17 protein-coding genes and 1 tRNA gene are annotated in these 16,428 nt (G+C 69.4%); 14 read left to right on the top strand and 4 right to left on the bottom strand.

Features of this window, described 5'->3' with window-relative positions; translation table 11 throughout:
• The first annotated feature begins 8 nt into the window (after nt 1-8).
• Both ABT009_RS01400 and ABT009_RS01395 read left to right on the top strand, forming a co-directional pair.
• Nucleotides 9-956, top strand: a complete 948-nt coding sequence (locus ABT009_RS01400) for a D-2-hydroxyacid dehydrogenase (protein WP_351288199.1) — start codon at nt 9-11, stop codon at nt 954-956.
• A gap of 79 nt (nt 957-1,035) precedes the next feature.
• Nucleotides 1,036-2,436 carry an amidase gene (locus ABT009_RS01395; protein ID WP_351288196.1) on the top strand — a complete coding sequence of 467 codons (1,401 nt, stop codon included), beginning with the start codon at nt 1,036-1,038 and terminating at the stop codon, nt 2,434-2,436.
• Here ABT009_RS01395 and ABT009_RS01390 read toward each other — a convergent pair whose 3' ends face one another.
• Complete coding sequence (locus ABT009_RS01390) at nt 2,437-2,937, bottom strand: DUF3830 family protein (RefSeq protein WP_351288193.1); 501 nt, start codon at nt 2,935-2,937, stop codon at nt 2,437-2,439.
• A 118-nt stretch (nt 2,938-3,055) separates the two neighbouring features.
• On the opposite strand from ABT009_RS01390, the gene ehuB reads away from it, so the two are divergent.
• The 12 genes from ehuB (at nt 3,056) to ABT009_RS01330 (ending at nt 12,870) form a co-directional block, all read left to right on the top strand.
• The gene (gene ehuB / locus ABT009_RS01385) at nt 3,056-3,979 is read left to right on the top strand and encodes an ectoine/hydroxyectoine ABC transporter substrate-binding protein EhuB (protein ID WP_351288191.1); all 924 of its coding nucleotides are present in this window, start codon (nt 3,056-3,058) and stop codon (nt 3,977-3,979) included.
• The gene (ehuC, locus tag ABT009_RS01380) at nt 3,976-4,719 is read left to right on the top strand and encodes an ectoine/hydroxyectoine ABC transporter permease subunit EhuC (RefSeq protein ID WP_351288188.1); all 744 of its coding nucleotides are present in this window, start codon (nt 3,976-3,978) and stop codon (nt 4,717-4,719) included. Before ehuB ends, ehuC begins: the two co-directional genes overlap by 4 nt.
• Nucleotides 4,716-5,366 (top strand): ectoine/hydroxyectoine ABC transporter permease subunit EhuD, encoded by a 651-nt coding sequence (gene ehuD, locus ABT009_RS01375; RefSeq protein ID WP_351288185.1) that lies wholly within the window; start codon nt 4,716-4,718, stop codon nt 5,364-5,366. Before ehuC ends, ehuD begins: the two co-directional genes overlap by 4 nt.
• On the top strand, nt 5,356-6,174 hold the full coding sequence (gene ehuA, locus ABT009_RS01370; RefSeq protein WP_502989787.1) for an ectoine/hydroxyectoine ABC transporter ATP-binding protein EhuA: 819 nt from the start codon (nt 5,356-5,358) through the stop codon (nt 6,172-6,174). The genes ehuD and ehuA overlap by 11 nt, the downstream gene beginning before the upstream one ends.
• A 198-nt stretch (nt 6,175-6,372) precedes the next feature.
• Complete coding sequence (locus tag ABT009_RS01365) at nt 6,373-7,131, top strand: IclR family transcriptional regulator (protein ID WP_351288182.1); 759 nt, start codon at nt 6,373-6,375, stop codon at nt 7,129-7,131.
• A gap of 238 nt (nt 7,132-7,369) precedes the next feature.
• Nucleotides 7,370-7,446: transfer RNA gene (locus tag ABT009_RS01360), tRNA-Lys, on the top strand.
• A 239-nt stretch (nt 7,447-7,685) separates the two neighbouring features.
• Nucleotides 7,686-8,861: a glycosyltransferase gene (locus tag ABT009_RS01355; RefSeq protein ID WP_351288589.1), complete on the top strand. Its 1,176-nt coding sequence runs from the start codon at nt 7,686-7,688 to the stop codon at nt 8,859-8,861.
• A gap of 420 nt (nt 8,862-9,281) precedes the next feature.
• Nucleotides 9,282-10,817, top strand: coding sequence for a sensor histidine kinase (locus ABT009_RS01350; RefSeq protein WP_351288179.1), 1,536 nt, complete (start codon nt 9,282-9,284; stop codon nt 10,815-10,817).
• Nucleotides 10,818-10,855: 38 nt separating this feature from the next.
• Nucleotides 10,856-11,284, top strand: coding sequence for a roadblock/LC7 domain-containing protein (locus ABT009_RS01345; RefSeq protein WP_351288176.1), 429 nt, complete (start codon nt 10,856-10,858; stop codon nt 11,282-11,284).
• Nucleotides 11,271-11,666, top strand: a complete 396-nt coding sequence (locus ABT009_RS01340; RefSeq protein WP_351288173.1) for a DUF742 domain-containing protein — start codon at nt 11,271-11,273, stop codon at nt 11,664-11,666. Before ABT009_RS01345 ends, ABT009_RS01340 begins: the two co-directional genes overlap by 14 nt.
• The gene (locus ABT009_RS01335) at nt 11,644-12,243 is read left to right on the top strand and encodes a GTP-binding protein (RefSeq protein WP_351288170.1); all 600 of its coding nucleotides are present in this window, start codon (nt 11,644-11,646) and stop codon (nt 12,241-12,243) included. The genes ABT009_RS01340 and ABT009_RS01335 overlap by 23 nt, the downstream gene beginning before the upstream one ends.
• 42 nt (nt 12,244-12,285) lie before the next feature.
• Nucleotides 12,286-12,870, top strand: coding sequence for a GAF domain-containing protein (locus ABT009_RS01330; protein WP_351288167.1), 585 nt, complete (start codon nt 12,286-12,288; stop codon nt 12,868-12,870).
• Between the two features lie 92 nt (nt 12,871-12,962).
• Here ABT009_RS01330 and ABT009_RS01325 read toward each other — a convergent pair whose 3' ends face one another.
• The 3 genes from ABT009_RS01325 to ABT009_RS01315 form a co-directional block, all read right to left on the bottom strand.
• Entirely contained in the window at nt 12,963-14,201 is a 1,239-nt protein-coding gene (locus tag ABT009_RS01325; protein ID WP_351288165.1) for an acyl-CoA dehydrogenase family protein, read from the bottom strand.
• 511 nt (nt 14,202-14,712) lie between these two features.
• Nucleotides 14,713-15,723 carry a PDR/VanB family oxidoreductase gene (locus ABT009_RS01320; RefSeq protein WP_351288162.1) on the bottom strand — a complete coding sequence of 337 codons (1,011 nt, stop codon included), beginning with the start codon at nt 15,721-15,723 and terminating at the stop codon, nt 14,713-14,715.
• Nucleotides 15,724-15,808: 85 nt separating this feature from the next.
• Nucleotides 15,809-16,414: a histidine phosphatase family protein gene (locus ABT009_RS01315; protein WP_351288160.1), complete on the bottom strand. Its 606-nt coding sequence runs from the start codon at nt 16,412-16,414 to the stop codon at nt 15,809-15,811.
• Nucleotides 16,415-16,428: the final 14 nt, after the last annotated feature.

The raw sequence follows: 16,428 nt of genomic DNA, 5'->3' as shown, positions 1-16,428 counted from the left end.
TCCCCCCGATGTCCGAAGTAACCCTTCTTGTCCTGGACGCCGAGCCGCCGCCGCGGCTGGGACGGCTGACCGGACGCGCCCGGGTCGTCCATACCGACGAGGCCTCGCTCGCCGCGCAACTTCCGGACGCGGACGTGCTGTTGGTGTGGGACTTCACATCGGACGCGGTACGCCGCGCCTGGCCCGGCGAGGGGCCGCGGCCGCGCTGGGTGCATACCGCGAGCGCAGGCGTGGACCATGTGCTCTGCCCGGAACTCGTAGCGTCCGACACCGTCGTGACGAACGCGCGCGGCATCTTCGACCAGCCGATCGCCGAGTACGTGGCCGCTCTCGTCCTGGCCATGGCCAAGGATCTGCCGGGGACGTGGGACCTGCAGCGGGAGCGCACATGGCGCCACCGTGAAACGCAGCGGGTGGCGGGCACGCGCGCGTGCGTGGTCGGTTCCGGCCCGATCGGCCGGGCGATCGAGAGGACGCTGAAGGCACTGGGCGTGATCACGGCCCTGGTGGGCCGGGCGCCGCGGACGGGAATCCACGGCCCGGAGGACCTGGACCGGCTGATGGCGCGCGCCGACTGGGTGGTGTGCGCGGCCCCGCTCACGGACGAGACGCGCGGCATGTTCGACGAGCGGCGCTTCGGCGTGATGCAGCCGTCAGCGCGGTTCATCAATGTGGGCCGCGGGGCACTCGTCGTCGAGAAGGACCTGGCCCAGGCGCTGTCGAAGCGGTGGATCGCGGGCGCCGCCCTCGACGTCTTCGAGCACGAGCCGCTGCCGCCGGACAGCCCGCTGTGGGAGGCCCCGGGGCTGATCGTCTCGCCGCACATGAGCGGCGACACGGTCGGCTGGCGGGACGAGCTCGGGGCTCAGTTCGTCGAGTTGTACGACCGGTGGGAGGCGGGGAGGCCGCTGCTGAACGTGGTCGACAAGAAACGTGGGTATGTACCGGGGCGTTGATCAAGCGCTTTGATCAAGCGCTGTCCATCGTCACGCACCGTCCATCGCCGCCCGTCGCCAACGACCCTGGGGAGAGCGAATGACCGAGCTCACCGACCTGACCGCGGCACAGCTGATCGCCGGCTACCGCAAGGGAGAGTTCAGCCCCGTCGACGCCGCACGCGCGGCACTGCGGCGGATCGAGGAGACGGAGCCCGCGGTCAACGCCTTCGTACGCGTGGACGCGGACGACGCGCTCGCGCGGGCCGAGGAGTCCGCACAGCGCTGGAGCCGCGGAGAACCGGCCGGTCTCCTGGACGGCGTACCGGTCTCGGTGAAGGACATCCTGCTGCTCCGCGGCGGCCCCACGCTGCGCGGATCGCGTACGGTCCGCCCCGAGGGCGCGTGGGACGAGGACGCACCCTCGGTGGCGCGGCTGCGCGAGCACGGCGTGGTCTTCCTGGGCAAGACGACGACGCCCGAGTTCGGCTGGAAGGGCGTCACGGACTCACCCCTCTCCGGCGTGACCCGCAATCCGTACGACACCTCGCGCACCGCGGGCGGCTCCAGCGGTGGCAGCGCGGTGGCCGTGGCGCTCGGCGCCGGGCCGCTGTCGTTGGGCACGGACGGGGGCGGCAGCGTACGCATCCCCGCCGCGTTCTGCGGGATCTTCGCCCTGAAGCCGACGTACGGGCGGGTCCCCCTGTACCCCGCGAGCGCCTTCGGGACGCTGTCGCACGTCGGGCCGATGACCCGGGACGCGGCGGACGCGGCGCTGATGATGGATGTGATCAGCGGTCCCGACTGGCGCGACTGGTCGCAACTGGGCCCGGCCTCCGGCACTTTCCGCGACGCGCTGGAGGGCGGGGTGCGCGGGCTGCGTATTGCGTACTCGCCGTCGCTCGGCGGCCAGGTCGCCGTACAGCCCGGGGTCGCGGCCGCGGTGCGCAGGGCGGTGGAGCGGCTCGCGGAACTGGGGGCGTACATCGAGGAGACGGACCCCGACTTCACCGAGCCGGTGGAGGCGTTCCACACGCTGTGGTTCAGCGGGGCCGCGCGAGTGGTTGAGCAACTTTCCGCTGCTCAACGGGATTTGCTGGACCCGGGCCTGCAGGAGATCTGCAGGTACGGAGCCGGGTACAGCGCACTGGACTATTTGGCGGCGGTGGACGTGCGGATGGACCTGGGCCGCCGGATGGGCCGCTTCCACGAGACGTACGACCTGCTGGTCACCCCGACCCTACCGCTGACGGCGTTCGAGGCGGGGGTGGAGGTGCCGGCCCGGTCGGGGCACCGGCGCTGGACCGGCTGGACGCCCTTCACGTACCCCTTCAACCTGACGCAGCAGCCCGCGGCGTCCGTGCCGGTGGGCCTGGACGCTGCCGGGCTGCCCGTCGGGTTGCAGATCGTTGCCGCGCGGCACCGGGATGCGGTGGTCCTGCGGGCCGCGCATGCGCTGTACGAGGCGGGGGCGGCGGGAGTGGCTCCGCCGGCCTTGTGACTACGCCCTTCTGAAGTTCAGCGTCTCTCCCAGTGCCCCGGCCCGCCACAGGTCGTTGCAGGCCTCCGCCATCCGGTCCAGGCCGTCCACCACCTGCCCCCACACAATCCCCGGCACCCACCCCACATCGCCGTTGAGCAGCAGGTTGTTGCGTTCGTAGAACAGGGCCAGGTCGACGACCGTCGTGCCGGCCCGGACGTCGGTGCCGGGCTCGTATCCGTAGGCCTGGGTGCCCAGTTCGGTGCCGGAGAAGGAGAAGTAGCAGAGGTCGCCGGGGATGGGGGTCACGGTGGGGTTCTCGAGTGGGGGCTCCTGGGCGGCGAAGGCCGGGAAGAGGGCGTAGATCTCGTTCCTGGCGTACTTGGCGTGATAGACGTCGCTGCCGAGCGGCAGCGCGTCCCACACCGCTGCGCAGGTGAGCGGCGCCCGGTCGTCGAGCAGCTTCGCCGTGCAGTGCACTCCCCTTTTGGCGAGGGAGAGTTCGATGAAGCGATCCGTCATGAACCCATCGTCCCCATGCGGTCAAGACCGCAGCACACGGCGCGCACATGTCCTGGGTAAAGATCACGGGCGCAAACTCGTCCGAATACTTCGCATGTTCTCGGGTAGCCGCGCGCCCATGGCTCCGACAAGACGAGACCGAGAACAACGACGAGGTGGATCACGGGGTGAACGACGGCACATAGGACGGCGGACCCTGCTGACAGGTGCTGCCGCGCTCGGTGCCGCGGCCACCGTGGGAGGCGCCGCGGGCTGCAGCCGCGTGCAGGAGGGTGACTCGCTCGCGCGGCTGCGGTCGCAGGGCACGGTGCGGCTCGGTATCGCGGGAGAGATCCCGTTCGGATACATCGGCACGGACGGGCAGTTCACCGGTGAGGCGCCGGAACTGGCCAAAGTGATCTTCAAGCGGCTCGGCGTCGACCACGTCCAGCCCGTGGCCACGGAGTTCGGCTCCCTCATACCGGGCCTCAACTCGCAGCAGTTCGATGTCGTCTCGGCCGGCATGTACATCAACAAGGAGCGCTGCCAGCAGGTCATCTTCTCCGACCCCGAGTACCAGATGCTCGACGCGTTCATCGTCCGCAAGGGCAACCCGAAGAACCTGCACTCGTACGAGGACGTGGTGAAGGCCAAGGCGAAGTTCGCCACCGGCACCGGTTACGCCGAGATCGACTACGCCGTCTCCGCCGGTTACCCGGAGAAGGACATCGTCATCCTCCAGGACCAGGTGGCCGGCCTGAACGCCGTCGAGTCGGGCCGCGTCGACGTCTTCGCGGGCACTGCGCTCACCACCCGCGAGGTGGTCAAGAAGAGCCGGAAGGCCGAGGTGACCGCGCCCTTCGCGCCGCTCGTCGACGGCAAGAAGAAGATCGACGGCGGCGGTTTCGCCTTCCGTCCCGTGGACACGGAGCTGCGCGACGCCTTCAACCGGGAGATCCACAAGATGAAGGCAAGTGGCGAACTCCTCCGGATCCTGCGGCCCTTCGGGTTCACCGAGAAGGAGATGACCACGATGACGGCGAAGGAGCTCTGCGCCGTATGACCACCGGACTGTGGGAAAACTGGGTCCTTCCGGGCATCTGGATCACCATCCAGCTGACCGTCTACAGCGCGGCGCTGGCCGCCGTGGTCGCCTTCGCCGTCGGCGCCGCCCGCACGCACCGCTCGAAGGCCGTCCGCTTCCTCGCGGGCTTCTACACGGAGGTCTTCCGCGGCACGTCGGCCCTGGTGCTGATGTTCTGGATGTTCTTCGTGCTGCCGCCGCTCGCGGGCTGGCAGCTGGTCCCCATGTGGGCGGCCGTCCTCGCGCTCGGCCTGTCGTACGGGGCGTACGGCGCGGAGATCGTCCGCGGCGCGCTGAACGCGGTGTCGCCGGCTCAGCGCGAGGCGGGGGTCGCGCTCAGCTTCACGCCGTGGCAGCGGATGCGGCTGATCCTGCTGCCGCAGGCCGTGCCGGAGATGATCCCGCCGTTCAGCAATCTGCTGATCGAGCTGCTCAAGGGCACCGCGCTGGTGTCCCTGCTGGGCATCGGGGACGTCTCCTTCGCCGCGTACCTGGTGCGCCTGGCCACGCAGGACAGCGCGCAGATCTACACGGTCTCCCTCGTCATCTACTTCGTGCTCGCGTTCCTGCTCACGCGCGGCATGCGCGCCCTGGAGCGCAAGGCCAAGGCCGGTATCGGGCAGAAGTCCGAGCCGGCCCTCAAGGGACTGTCGCTGCGGCGCCCGGGCGGCCCCGCGCGTGAACTCGAGCCCATCACCCGCGGCGGAGGTGCCTCATGAACTGGGACTGGTCGGCCGTCGCCGATTTCCTGCCGAAGTTCTGGGACGGCGTCCTCACGACGCTGCAGGCCCTGGTGCTCGGCTCCCTCATCTCCTTCACGCTGGGCCTGGTCTGGGCGATCGCCTTCCGCGCACCGACCCGCTTCGTACGGTGGCCGGTGGGCCTGATCACGGAGTTCATCCGCAACACACCGCTGCTGGTGCAGTTGTTCTTCCTGTACTTCGTGCTGCCCGAGTGGGGCATCCAGTTCTCGGCCCTCACCACCGGCGTCGTCGCGATCGGCCTGCACTACTCGACGTACACCGCGCAGGTCTACCGCGCCGGCATCGAGGCGGTGCCCGTCGGCCAATGGGAGGCCGCGACGGCGCTCAGCCTGCCCGCGCGCCGCACCTGGTTCGCCGTGATCCTGCCGCAGGCCTTCCGCCGCGTGGTCCCGGCACTGGGCAACTACGTGGTCGCCATGCTGAAGGACACCCCGCTGCTGATGTCCATCGGTGTGCTGGAGCTGCTGCAGCAGGCGCGTCTGGATGGCGCGGCGACCTTCCAGTACACCGAGCCGCTGACGGTGGTCGGCATCGCCTTCATCGTCATCGCCTACCCGGCTTCCCTTCTCCTCCGATCCCTGGAGCGACGCCTTGTCCGCTGACACCAATCCCCTCGCAGAGAATCTGGCCAACCCGCCCGTGGACGGCAGCGAGCTGATCCGCTTCGACAAGGTCACCAAGCGGTTCGGCACCAACACGGTGCTCGACGAGCTCGACTTCTCGGTCGCCTCCGGCAAGCACGTCACGCTGATCGGCCCGTCGGGCTCCGGCAAGACGACGATCCTGCGGCTGCTGATGACCCTGACCCGCCCCGACGAGGGCACGATCAAGGTCAACGGCGACTACCTCACGCACGAGGAGAAGAACGGCAAGCTGGTCCCGGCCGGCGAGAAGCACATCCGAGAGGTCCGCAAGAACATCGGGATGGTCTTCCAGCAGTTCAACCTCTTCCCGAACATGAAGGTGCTGCGCAACATCACGGAGGCGCCGGTCACCGTCCTCGGCCTGTCGAAGGACGAGGCCGAGGAGCGGGCCCGCGAGCTGCTCGACATGGTCGGCCTCGCCGACCGCTGCGACGCGTACCCGACACAGCTGTCCGGCGGGCAGCAGCAGCGCGTCGCGATCGCCCGCGCGCTCGCGATGCGCCCGCAGGTGCTGCTGCTCGACGAGGTGACCTCCGCCCTCGACCCGGAGCTCGTCGCCGGAGTGCTGGACGTCCTGCGCGACATCGCCCGCTCCACGGACATCACCATGCTCTGCGTCACCCACGAGATGAACTTCGCTCGGGACATATCGGACCAGGTGTTGATGTTCGACTCCGGGCGTGTCATCGAATCCGGGACACCCGAAAAGATCTTCGGTGATCCGGAGCAGGACAGGACGAGGGAATTTCTCAGCGCCGTCTTGTGAAGCCCGGTGATCGCCAACGGCAATCTCCGAGGCAGTGGCGCCGGGTCATGACTGTGGCATATGCCAGAGTGGCGCGTTCCTGCTGAGAGGCATGGAACGCGCCACCTATCTCGGCAACAACCGGTCCGCAAGGGCCGGTTGGCGGCTATCGTGGTACGGACCCAGCTGTCCGGAACAGGCCCATAGCAGGGGGAAGCCGTGGCGCTGAAGCACGAACCGACCGTGCCGCACCACTCGGTGCAGCAAACCTTGCGTCTACTGGAGATCATCTCCCGGCGCAGCACCGGCGTGACACTCGCCGAGCTCGCGCGGGACACGGGGCTGCCCGCCGAGCGGCTGGCCCCGATGGTGCGAATACTGCGCCGCGAGGGCTACATCAAGCGGCTGGCCGACGGCGCGTACATCGCGGGCGATGCCCTGACCAGGCTCAGCTCCGCACAGGGCCGTGACCACGCCCTGCGTGACAAGCTCCAGAACACGCTGGACAAGCTGCGCGACTCCGTCGGCGCGGCGGTCTACTTCAGCCGGTACGTCGACGGCGAGATCCGCATCACGCAGTACGCCGACGGCCCGCGCACGCCCAAGGTCAACGAGTGGGTGGACTTCCGCTCCGCCGCGCACGCCAGCGCGATCGGCAAGAGTCTGCTCGGCCAGCTCGACCTGAACGGCCGCCGCGATCACCTCTCCCGTCACAAGATGGCCCGCCTCACCTCGCGGACGATCACCAACGAGCGGGTCCTGCTCAACAGGCTCGACGCCCAGCCGCCCACGGTGCCGGTGCTCGACCTGCAGGAGTACGCGGTGGGCACGGTCTGCGCAGCCGTCCCCGTCACGGCCGGCTCCGCCGTCGGCTGCCTCGCCCTCTCCCTCCCGATCGAGCACGCCTACCGCCTGCGCCAGGCGGCGGACGCACTCAACCGGGAGGCGGCGCCGGTGGTGCTGTCGTTGGCGATCTAGGAGTCAGGGCTTCCGAGAGCCCCGGGCCTGCTGTGCGCCCGGGGCTCTCGGCGTAGGCCCTGTAATTACGGGCCGCGGGCGTCCAGGAACTCTTGGAGGCCTTGTCATTACAGGGCCGCGGGCGTCCAGACTCTCTGTGACCCGGGGATTACGCGGCTGCGGAGGGGCGGGATCTTCTCGGGGCCGCAGGGGGTCACGAGCACCCCTTGGGACCAGGTAGTATTTTCTTCGTCAGCAGGCGCCGCTAGCTCAGTTGGTTAGAGCAGCTGACTCTTAATCAGCGGGTCCGGGGTTCGAGTCCCTGGCGGCGCACCATGACCAGTCATACGACTGACCAGGCCGTTCGCCCCTTCGGGGGGCGGGCGGCCTTTGGTTTGTACAGCTTCCGGCGCCCCCAGAGTCCCGTAACCGGGCGTGCCCGAAGTTGAAACTCCGAGTTCACAAGCGCGCAAGCTTCATGGCTCCTCATAGCGGGCAACCCGCAGATCACGGGCGTAAAACAGCTCCCGGTGATGCGGGACAAGCAAGAGGTGCACGCGATGGACGAACTCCGTGTGCTGTCGGTCTACGAAGGCTTCTTCTCCGGAGGAGCCCGGATCGTTCACAGCGATGTCGTGATGGGGCTCCACGAGAGCGGGCAGCGGCACGCGGTGCTGAGTATCAATGGCGAGATGCACCGCGAGGCGACCACGCAGCGCATGGAGGACGACACCTGCTACCGGTCGCTGACAGCGGCCGGAGTGCAGGTCAGTACGCTGGGCCGGGGCCTCGGCGCCGCCGCGAGGGCGTTCACCGGGCCCGAGCTGGCCACGACGGCCCGGGCCGCGGCGGGCGCCGACGTCATCCTGTCGCTGAAGGAGCAGCCCCTCGGCCTGCTCAACCAGGCGGGCCTGCCGCGCAGACCCGTCGTGGTGTGCCTGCACCGCTCCGACCCGGAGAACCAGGGGCCGGCCCTGGACGACCTCAGGCGGGCGGTCGCCGACGGCAGGGTCGCCGCCGCGATCTGCTGCGCGGAGTCGACCCGGGCGGCGTACGAGGCAGCGGGCGTCCCGGCCGGGCTACTGCACGTCATACCCAACGGCGTGGACCTGCTGCGGTTCCGCCCCGACCCGGACCGCCGGGCCCGGCTGCGGGCAGCGCTCAAGATCCCGGCCGACGCCCCCGTCGTCGTCTTCGCGGCACGCTACGCCGCCATGAAGAACGTCCCGCTGTTCCTGCGTGCGGCCCGGGCCTGGCTGCGGCGCGAGCCCAGCGGCCACGTCCTGATGTGCGGCGCGGGCATGACCGCCGCCAACCCCGGTCTGCGTACCGACATCGCAGCCGCCCTCGGCGACGAGCAGCGGCTGGCGGAGCGGATGTCCCTGCTCGGGGTGCGGCGCGACATGGAGACCCTGTACGCCGCAGCCGACGTGGTGACCCTGACCTCGTCATCCGGCGAGGCGGCTCCGCTGAGCCTCATCGAGGGCATGATGTGCGGCGCCGTCCCGGTGGCCACCGACGTCGGCGACTGCGCCGCGCTCGTGGCCGGACACGGATACCTGACCCCGCCCGATCCCGACGCCATCGCCCTGGCCTGGGACGAAGCGGCAGCCCACCGCACCGACTTCGCCCCGGCCCTGGCCATCAGCCGGGAGAGGTTCAGCCGGACCAGGATGATCGCCGCCTACGCCACCCTCATCGAACGGATCCATTCCGGCGCCGACCGAGCACCGCTGCGGGAACCCCTCTGAGGCTGGCCGGGGACGTCCTCTCGCAGGTCGTCGTCGGGTTTGCCGTGACAGACCACGGCGGGCGTTCCTTTCTGCAGCTGTTTGGGCTCATTTGCGAAAGCACCTGGTACGTCGGTGCGATTACGCCACCTGAATGCGAGTGGCGTAGGGTATCGACGCATTTAACTGCCCGATCACGTACGCGTGTTGACGGGCAGCCTGCGGTGCGTCGGTGTGTGTGTCCGAAACTGGCTGATCGAGAGGACTCCGATGCCTGAACCGACCTATGCAGCGCGCCCGACCGCCGGTCCACCGGCGGCCGCGGCCCGGACACGGCCACGGAAGAGACACAGCAGATCTCCGGCCCAGGACCCGGCGCTGGACTCCGCCACTTCCTCCCGTCTGCTTCGCCTTGCCGTACTCCCCGTAGCCGCCCTCACGGTGGTCTCCGCTGCCGTCGTCGTGATCGTCCTGCGTTTGCAGGAGGGCACCGCCGACGCCGCCACCTGGGGCGTTCTGGCCGCTGCCGCCGTTCTCGGCTGCAGCTGCCTGGCCGGTGCCGTGGTCGCCGCCAATGCCGAGACCCGCGCGACGTCGCGCCGGTACGCGGCGCTGCACCAGCTGGTTGCCGGCGGCCAGGCGGAGCTCAAGGACATGGTGCGCCGCGTGGAGCGCGGTGAGCAGCCGGCACAGCCCCCGTTCGCCCGTCACACCCCGCCTGAATCGAGCGCACAGGACCGTCTCGCGCACGAAATCGCTCTCCTGCGGTGGAACGCCGCGGCGACCCTCATAGAGGTGGCCCTGCCCGCCGCGCCGCCCAAGCCGGAGGGCGAGGGCAAGGAGAAGGCCGAGGTCTTCGCCAACCTCGCCCGACGGCTCCAGTCCCTCGTCCATCGCGCGATCGGAGAGATCGACGAGCTGGAACACGAGGTCGAGGACCCGGAGTTGCTCAAGCGCCTCTTCCAGGTCGATCACCTGCTGACCCGCAACCGGCGCTATGCGGAGAATCTCGCCGTGCTCGGCGGCGCCGTCTCCCGCCGCCAGTGGAGCAAGCCGGTGAGCCTCATGGAGGTACTCAGGTCCTCGATCGCCGAGGTCGAGCAGTACTCCCGGGTCAAGCTCGTGCCGGAGATCGAGGGAACCCTCCACGGCCACGCCGTCGCCGACGTCATCCACCTACTGGCCGAACTGGTCGAGAACGCCACGGTGTTCTCCAAGCCGCACACGAACGTGCTCCTGAGCTCCCAGAGGGTCGCAGCCGGGCTGGCCGTGGAGGTCGAGGACCGTGGCCTCGGCATGCAGAACGAGGACCAGATGCGGTTCAACGCGCTGCTCGCCAACCCTCACGACGTCGACATCAGCAAGCTTCTCGCAGACGGCCGCATCGGCCTGTTCGTGGTCGCCGAACTGGCCCGCCGGCACGGCATCGCGGTACAGCTGCGGCGGAACATCTACGGCGGTGTCCAGGCCGTTGTCGTCATCCCGCACCGGCTGCTCGGTGACGAGTACCCCGAGGCCCCGCGTCAGGCGGCAGCCGAAATGCCCCACCCCACCGCGGCGGTTCCCGTCCAGCGTTCCGCCGTCCAGGCGGCGCCTGCGGCGCAGCCTCTGGCCCCTCCCCCGGCGGCGGGGGCGCAGCCTCTGGCACCTCCCCCGGCGGTGGCGCAGCCGCTGCCGGAGGTCCGTCGGGTGACCATGTCGCCGCACGTACCGCAGCAGCACCCCCGGACCGCCGAGCCGGCCCCGCCGCGCGACTACGGTTCGGCGCACCACGTCGAAGCCCAGGAAGGGCGACCGGAGCTGCCGAAGCGCCACGCGCAGCAGCACCTGGTGGCGCAACTCCGGGACGACCCCGGCACTCCCATGACCGGGGAGGAGCAGGACGTGGAGCCCAGCATGCGCAACTGGACCGCTTTCACGGGGGGCTTCAATCGTGCCGAGGACGCGGGCGAGAGTCCGTCGGACGGCTCTCGCTAGCCGCAGGCTCCGTCACTAACAGGAGAAGAACGTCACCAATGAGCGATATCCGTTCCAACGGCCAGGAACTCGACTGGCTCCTGCAGAACTTGCTTGCCACGGTGCCAGGCACTCGACATGCGCTGTTGCTGTCCTCTGACGGGCTGAAGAAGGCTGCCGTCGGACTCACCGATGACGATGCCGACAGCTTGGCGGCCATCGCGTCCGGGCTGTCGTCGCTCGGCAAGGGTGTCGCAGGCCGGTTCGGCGGCGGCGGCCAGGTGCGCCAGGTCGTCGTGGAGGTCGACACCGCGTTGCTGTTCGTGTCATCGGCAGGCTCGGGCGCCGTACTGGCGGTACTCGCCGGGCCGGAGACCCTTCCCGACGTCTTGGGATACGAGATGGGGATGCTGGTCAAGAAGGCCCGCCCGCACCTTGCCACGCCCGCCCGTCGAGCGACGAACGTTCCTCTCGATGCGGGGTTCTGAGGACGCGGACGCGCAGGACGGGATGTGGCTGGACGAAGATGCCGGCCGTTTGGTCCGGCCCTACACCGTCAGCGGCGGGCGCACCCGGCCCTCGACGCACTTTGACCTTCTCACCCTCGTGATGGCCACGGGCAGCAGGCCCAAGATCTATCTCGGGCCCGACCATGACCAGATCCTCGACCTGTGCCGTGCCGACCCGGTCTCGGTGGCCGAGCTGGCCGCCCACATCGGGCAGCCGGCCGTCATCACGAAAGTCCTGATCAGCGACCTCGCTGAGCAGAAAGCGCTCATCACACGGGCGCCCCATGCCATCGAGGCGGCAATCCCAACCGACCGAGAGACCCTGGAGGCGGTGCTGCGTGGGCTTCGCAAGCGGCTCTGACCCCTTCCCCACAGCCCTGAAGATCCTGATCGCGGGTGGCTTCGGGGTGGGCAAGACCACCTTCGTCGGAGCGGTCAGCGAGATCACCCCGCTGAGCACCGAGGAGTTGCTGACCGCCGTCAGCGCGGCGACCGACAACCTGGACGGCATCGAGGACAAGTCGACCACCACCGTGGCGATGGACTTCGGCCGGATCAGTCTGGAGAACGCTGTCCTCTACTTGTTCGGCACGCCCGGCCAGGAGCGGTTCTGGTTCATGTGGGACGAGCTGTCGAACGGGGCCCTCGGCGCCGTGGTGCTGGCCGACACCCGCAGGCTGGACCAGTGCTTCGCCGCCGTCGACTACTTCGAGCGCCGCTCCATACCGTTCGTCGTGGCGGTCAACGAGTGGGACAACGCCTACCGCTACGACCCCGACGAGGTGCGCGCCGCCCTCGATCTCAGGGGGCATGTGCCGATCGTGATGTGCGACGCCCGGATCTCCAGCTCGGGCACCCGCGTGCTGCTCGAACTCGTACAGCACGTGCTCAGCAGCTCCGTTCCCGCGACGCCGGCGGCGGAGCCCTACCTGCGCTGACCCCAGTCACTCAGCCGAATACCGCAGCCGAACGGAGCTCCCATGTCGACCACCCCTGAACCGTACGCCCCGTATGACCCGAGCCACCGGCTCGCGACTCCCCCGGACCCCCAGTCGTCCGCCCGCGTGGCCCGGCTGCGGGAGATCGGGATCGGTGACGCCCCTGTCCCCGAGTTCGACGAGTTCGCCAAGAGCCTGGCCCATATAACGGGCGCCCCCTATGCCATGGTCAACTTCATCGACGAGGACCGCCAGTACTTCGCCGGGCTCTACACACAGGAGCCCGACCAGGTGGGGGTTGAACTGCCACAGCAGGACCAGCCCGTCGGCCGGGAGATGCCCAAGGACCACGGCTGGTGCCCGCACGTCGTCACGCGCCGCAAGGCGATGCCGCTGGGTGACGTCTGCGCCTATCCCCGGTTCGCGGGCAACCCGGTCATCGACAAACTGGGTGTCCGTGCGTACCTGGGTACGCCCCTGATCGACACGCGGACCGGTATCACGCTGGGAACGATCTGCGTGGTGGACACGGAGACCCGGGAGTGGGGCCAGGAGGGCGTGGAGACGATCAAGGCGATGGCGGAGCAACTGGTCCGCCGCATTCACGACATCGAGGATGGCCGCTGAGGGAAGCGCGCGCGTGCCCTCCCGCGCGGAGGGCACCTGATCCCGATGTGGGAGCCGCGGGCACGGCGCTGTGTCCGTGGCTCCCTTGTGTTTCACACAGCGTGGCCGGCTGTGGCCAGTTGCTCCTCATGGCGGTGCTCCGCCGGAGCGGTCCGAACGAGGTCGGCGAGGCGCTCGGACCACTGCCCCTTGCCCGTGCCGAGGGCCAGTTCGCCCAGCCGCAGGAGCTGGACGTCGGAGGTTCCGGCGGGGGCGTATATGTGCTGCGCGTCGCGTAGGTAGCGCTCGACGGGCCGGTTGGCGAACAGGCCCGCCGCAGCATGGATCTCCATGGCGTCGCGGGCCGAGTCGACGGCGTACTCGTGGTTGAGGAGTTTGGCGTTCATGAGCTCCGCGTCGCAGGGAAGCCCGCGGTCCAGCGAGTGCACGGCGTGGTAGGCCGCCAGTCGGGCCGTCATCAGCCGCGACTGCATCCTGCCCAGCTTGAGCTTGATGGTGCCGAGCTCGCCGAGCGACTTGCCGTACCGCTCGCGCTTGATGCAGAAGGCGGTCGTCTCTTCGAGGATGGCCTGGTGGATGCCCAGGCTGACCGCGGTGAGATTGGGGCGTCCGTAGAGGATCGACGAGCTGTAGGCCACCTCGAGGCCCTGGCCTTCGCTGCCGAGCAGGTTGGCCGCCGGTACCCGGCAGTTGTCGAATCTCAGCTCGCCGAACGAGAAGCCGTGCAGGCCCATGGCGGGCTGGTGCTCTGCGAGTGAGAAGCCGGGGCGGTGGGACTCGACCAGGAAGGCCGACAGTCCCTTCGACCCGGGGCCCGTACGGACGACCACGCCGTGCAGGTCACCGACGTGGGAGTTGCCGACGAAGACCTTGCGGCCGTTGAGGATGTAGTCGTCGCCGTCGCGGACCGCGGTGCTGCCCATGCCCAGCACGTGGCCGCCCGATTCCGGCTCGGTGACGGCGATCGTCGGCAGGCATTCGCCGGCGGCGATGCGTGGCAGCCAGGTCTGTCGTTGGACGGGATTCCCGAAGTGGATGATCTTGGCTGTGCCCAGTTGCGATGCCTGGACCATCGCGCCCATCGCTCCGCTGACGCGCGACAGCTCTTCGATGATGATGGTCTTGGCCAGGTGCCCGGCGCCCATTCCGCCGTAGGCCTTGTCTATGGTCGCGCCGATCCATCCTTGACGCGCTATCAGCCGGGACAGTTCGTGGGAGACACCGCGCTGGGCCTCCATCTCCGCGATTCGGCGGCGAACTTCGCGTTCGGCGAAGTCACGCACACGCTGTCGTAGATCCTCGTGTCTCGGGGTGGTGAAGTAGCGTTCCACGACAACCCTTCTCCGTGCCTCCCCCGCGTCCGGTGGGACGGGGGGGTCAACCGTCGGGCAGTGGTTCCCCGTCCCCTGGCTGCCGACGGGAATATCGTCCACAAGCCGACCCATCACAGCCAAGATCGTTTATCGACTTTGGCTGAAAAACTACGTGTTGCATTTTGGTCCTAACTGTGCGATGCAGTAGGCAACTTGCTCACATGTTGATACGCAGCGGAGTAAAGCTGCACGAGTGGGAGCAGAGCTGACACCACACGCCGTTGGCCTGCCCACTAGGCAATTGCCCAGCGGGCAGGTCACCGTGGAACACCGGAAACCGGCCATCGAGGCCTGTCCTGCCGAGCCCGCATGTTTGACCGGGCGATTGTCGCGTTTCAGCCGTGACTGAAAAGTCACGGGAGATACCCATAAGAGGGACTGCGCACTGGTTCGCGAGCCTTGTGCCCCGGGGCGTTCAGCACGAGCAGTCGCCGCGTTACGCCTCCCGGACGCCCCAGGCGCCCAGCCCTCAGAGATCGAGCACCAGGCGCGGGCCGCACGAGCGGGAGACGCAGATCAGCATCGTGTCGCCCGCGGCTCGTTCGTCCTCGTCGAGCAGGGAGTCCCGGTGGTCGGGGGTTCCCTCCACCACATCCGTCTCGCAGGTGCCGCAGGTGCCCTCCCGGCAGGAGGACAGCACGGGGACACCGGCCTCTTCCATCACCTCGAGTACGGAGCGGTCCGGCGGCACGGTGAGGGTGAGTCCTGATCGGGTGAGCACCACCTCGAAGGCGGCGGCCGGAGCGGTCTCGGCGGGCTGGACCGGGGCGAACCGTTCGATGCCCAGCGCCCCGGAGGGCCAGTCGGCGCACTGCTCCTGCGCGGCGCGCAGCAGCGGCTCCGGACCGCAGGCGTGCACCAGCGTGCCCGGGCGGGGCGGGCCGACGAAGGCGGCGAGGTCCAGCAGGCCGTACTCGTCCTGCGGCCGGATCTGCACCCGGTCTCCGTGGGGTGCGAGGCGGTCGAGGAACGCCATGGAGCCGCGGGTGCGGCCGCCGTACAGCAGCCGCCAGTCGGCCCCCGCGGCCTCGGCGGCCTCGACCATCGGCAGGATCGGGGTGATGCCGACTCCGCCCGCGATGAAGAGATGGTGCTCGGCCGGGCGGAGGGGGAAGTTATTGCGCGGGCCGCGCACCCGCACGGCCGAGCCTTCCGCGAGCCGGTCGTGGACGTAGGCGGAACCGCCCCGGCTCTCCGGTTCGCGCAGCACGGCGATCTGCCAGGCGGCGCGGTCGGCGGGGCTCCCGCACAGCGAGTACTGGCGGATCAGGCCGACCTCCAGCAGCAGATCGACATGGGCGCCCGGCTCCCAGACGGGGAGCGGGCCGCCGTCCGGGCGGCGCAGGACGAGGGAGACGACGCCGTCGGCGGCCTCGATACGGGTGTCCACCAGGAGGGTCGTCGCCTCGTCGTGGCCCGCCGGGGACGACTGGGGTGCTTCGGGGGCGGGGGCGGCCTGGAGCTGCTGCTGGCTGGTCATGGGCGTCAACTTGTCTCGTCTCGCAAGGATCCTGGGCGGAGTCCAGAGGGTGTAGGGGCGATCCGTCGGGCGGGCCGCCGGGGCATCAGCCGACGGGGTCGACGGCGCGCTCCGCGACCAGATGGGCCGTCTCGTTCACCGAGTGCAGCACGATCCGTCCCCCGGGCATACGGCGCACCCGGCTGATCGAGGTGTAGCCAGGGTGGAACCAGAACATCCTGGGCATCTCGAGCACGGTCGCCAGGTAGGTGTTGGTGATGCCGCCGTGGCACACGGCCGCGATCCGGCCGCCGGGGTGGGCGTCCAGCATGGTGTGCACGGACCGGACCGCCCGCGCCCGGAAGGCGTCCCAGTCCAGATCCGGTACGAAGTCCTCGTACCGCCCCTCGGCGAGCGCCGAGGACCTGGGATCGTCCGCACGGATCTGCTCGGGCGGCATGTAGGGGTGCGCGACGTCGGAGTCCCACTCGCGAAGGTCGTCCAGTACGGCGGCGGTCATGCCCGTCAGCCGCTCCAGCGGCGCCACCGTCTCGCGGGCGCGCCGGAACGGGCTGGTGTAGAGGGCGTCGACGCCCTCGTACGCCAGCCAGGGGGCGAGGCGCTCGGCCTGGGCAATGCCCTCTGGTGACAGCCCCGGGTCGTACACGCCCGCGACAGGCAGGCCGTGCCGGATGAGCAGGAGTTCCGTCATGAATGGTCCTTCAC

The sequence above is a fragment of the Streptomyces sp. NPDC002896 genome (genome assembly GCF_040295225.1).
Lineage (GTDB): Bacteria > Actinomycetota > Actinomycetes > Streptomycetales > Streptomycetaceae > Streptomyces.
This window is presented reverse-complemented; position numbering and strand designations above follow the sequence as displayed.

Coding starts and splice junctions, on each gene's coding strand:
- ABT009_RS01400 (WP_351288199.1), top strand. CDS start 9: ATGTCCGAAGTAACCCTTCTTGTCCTGGACGCCGAGCCGCCGCCGCGG.
- ABT009_RS01395 (WP_351288196.1), top strand. CDS start 1,036: ATGACCGAGCTCACCGACCTGACCGCGGCACAGCTGATCGCCGGCTAC.
- ABT009_RS01390 (WP_351288193.1), bottom strand. CDS start 2,937: ATGACGGATCGCTTCATCGAACTCTCCCTCGCCAAAAGGGGAGTGCAC.
- ehuB (WP_351288191.1), top strand. CDS start 3,056: ATGGCTCCGACAAGACGAGACCGAGAACAACGACGAGGTGGATCACGG.
- ehuC (WP_351288188.1), top strand. CDS start 3,976: ATGACCACCGGACTGTGGGAAAACTGGGTCCTTCCGGGCATCTGGATC.
- ehuD (WP_351288185.1), top strand. CDS start 4,716: ATGAACTGGGACTGGTCGGCCGTCGCCGATTTCCTGCCGAAGTTCTGG.
- ABT009_RS01345 (WP_351288176.1), top strand. CDS start 10,856: ATGAGCGATATCCGTTCCAACGGCCAGGAACTCGACTGGCTCCTGCAG.
- ABT009_RS01340 (WP_351288173.1), top strand. CDS start 11,271: ATGCGGGGTTCTGAGGACGCGGACGCGCAGGACGGGATGTGGCTGGAC.
- ABT009_RS01330 (WP_351288167.1), top strand. CDS start 12,286: ATGTCGACCACCCCTGAACCGTACGCCCCGTATGACCCGAGCCACCGG.
- ABT009_RS01320 (WP_351288162.1), bottom strand. CDS start 15,723: ATGACCAGCCAGCAGCAGCTCCAGGCCGCCCCCGCCCCCGAAGCACCC.
- ABT009_RS01315 (WP_351288160.1), bottom strand. CDS start 16,414: ATGACGGAACTCCTGCTCATCCGGCACGGCCTGCCTGTCGCGGGCGTG.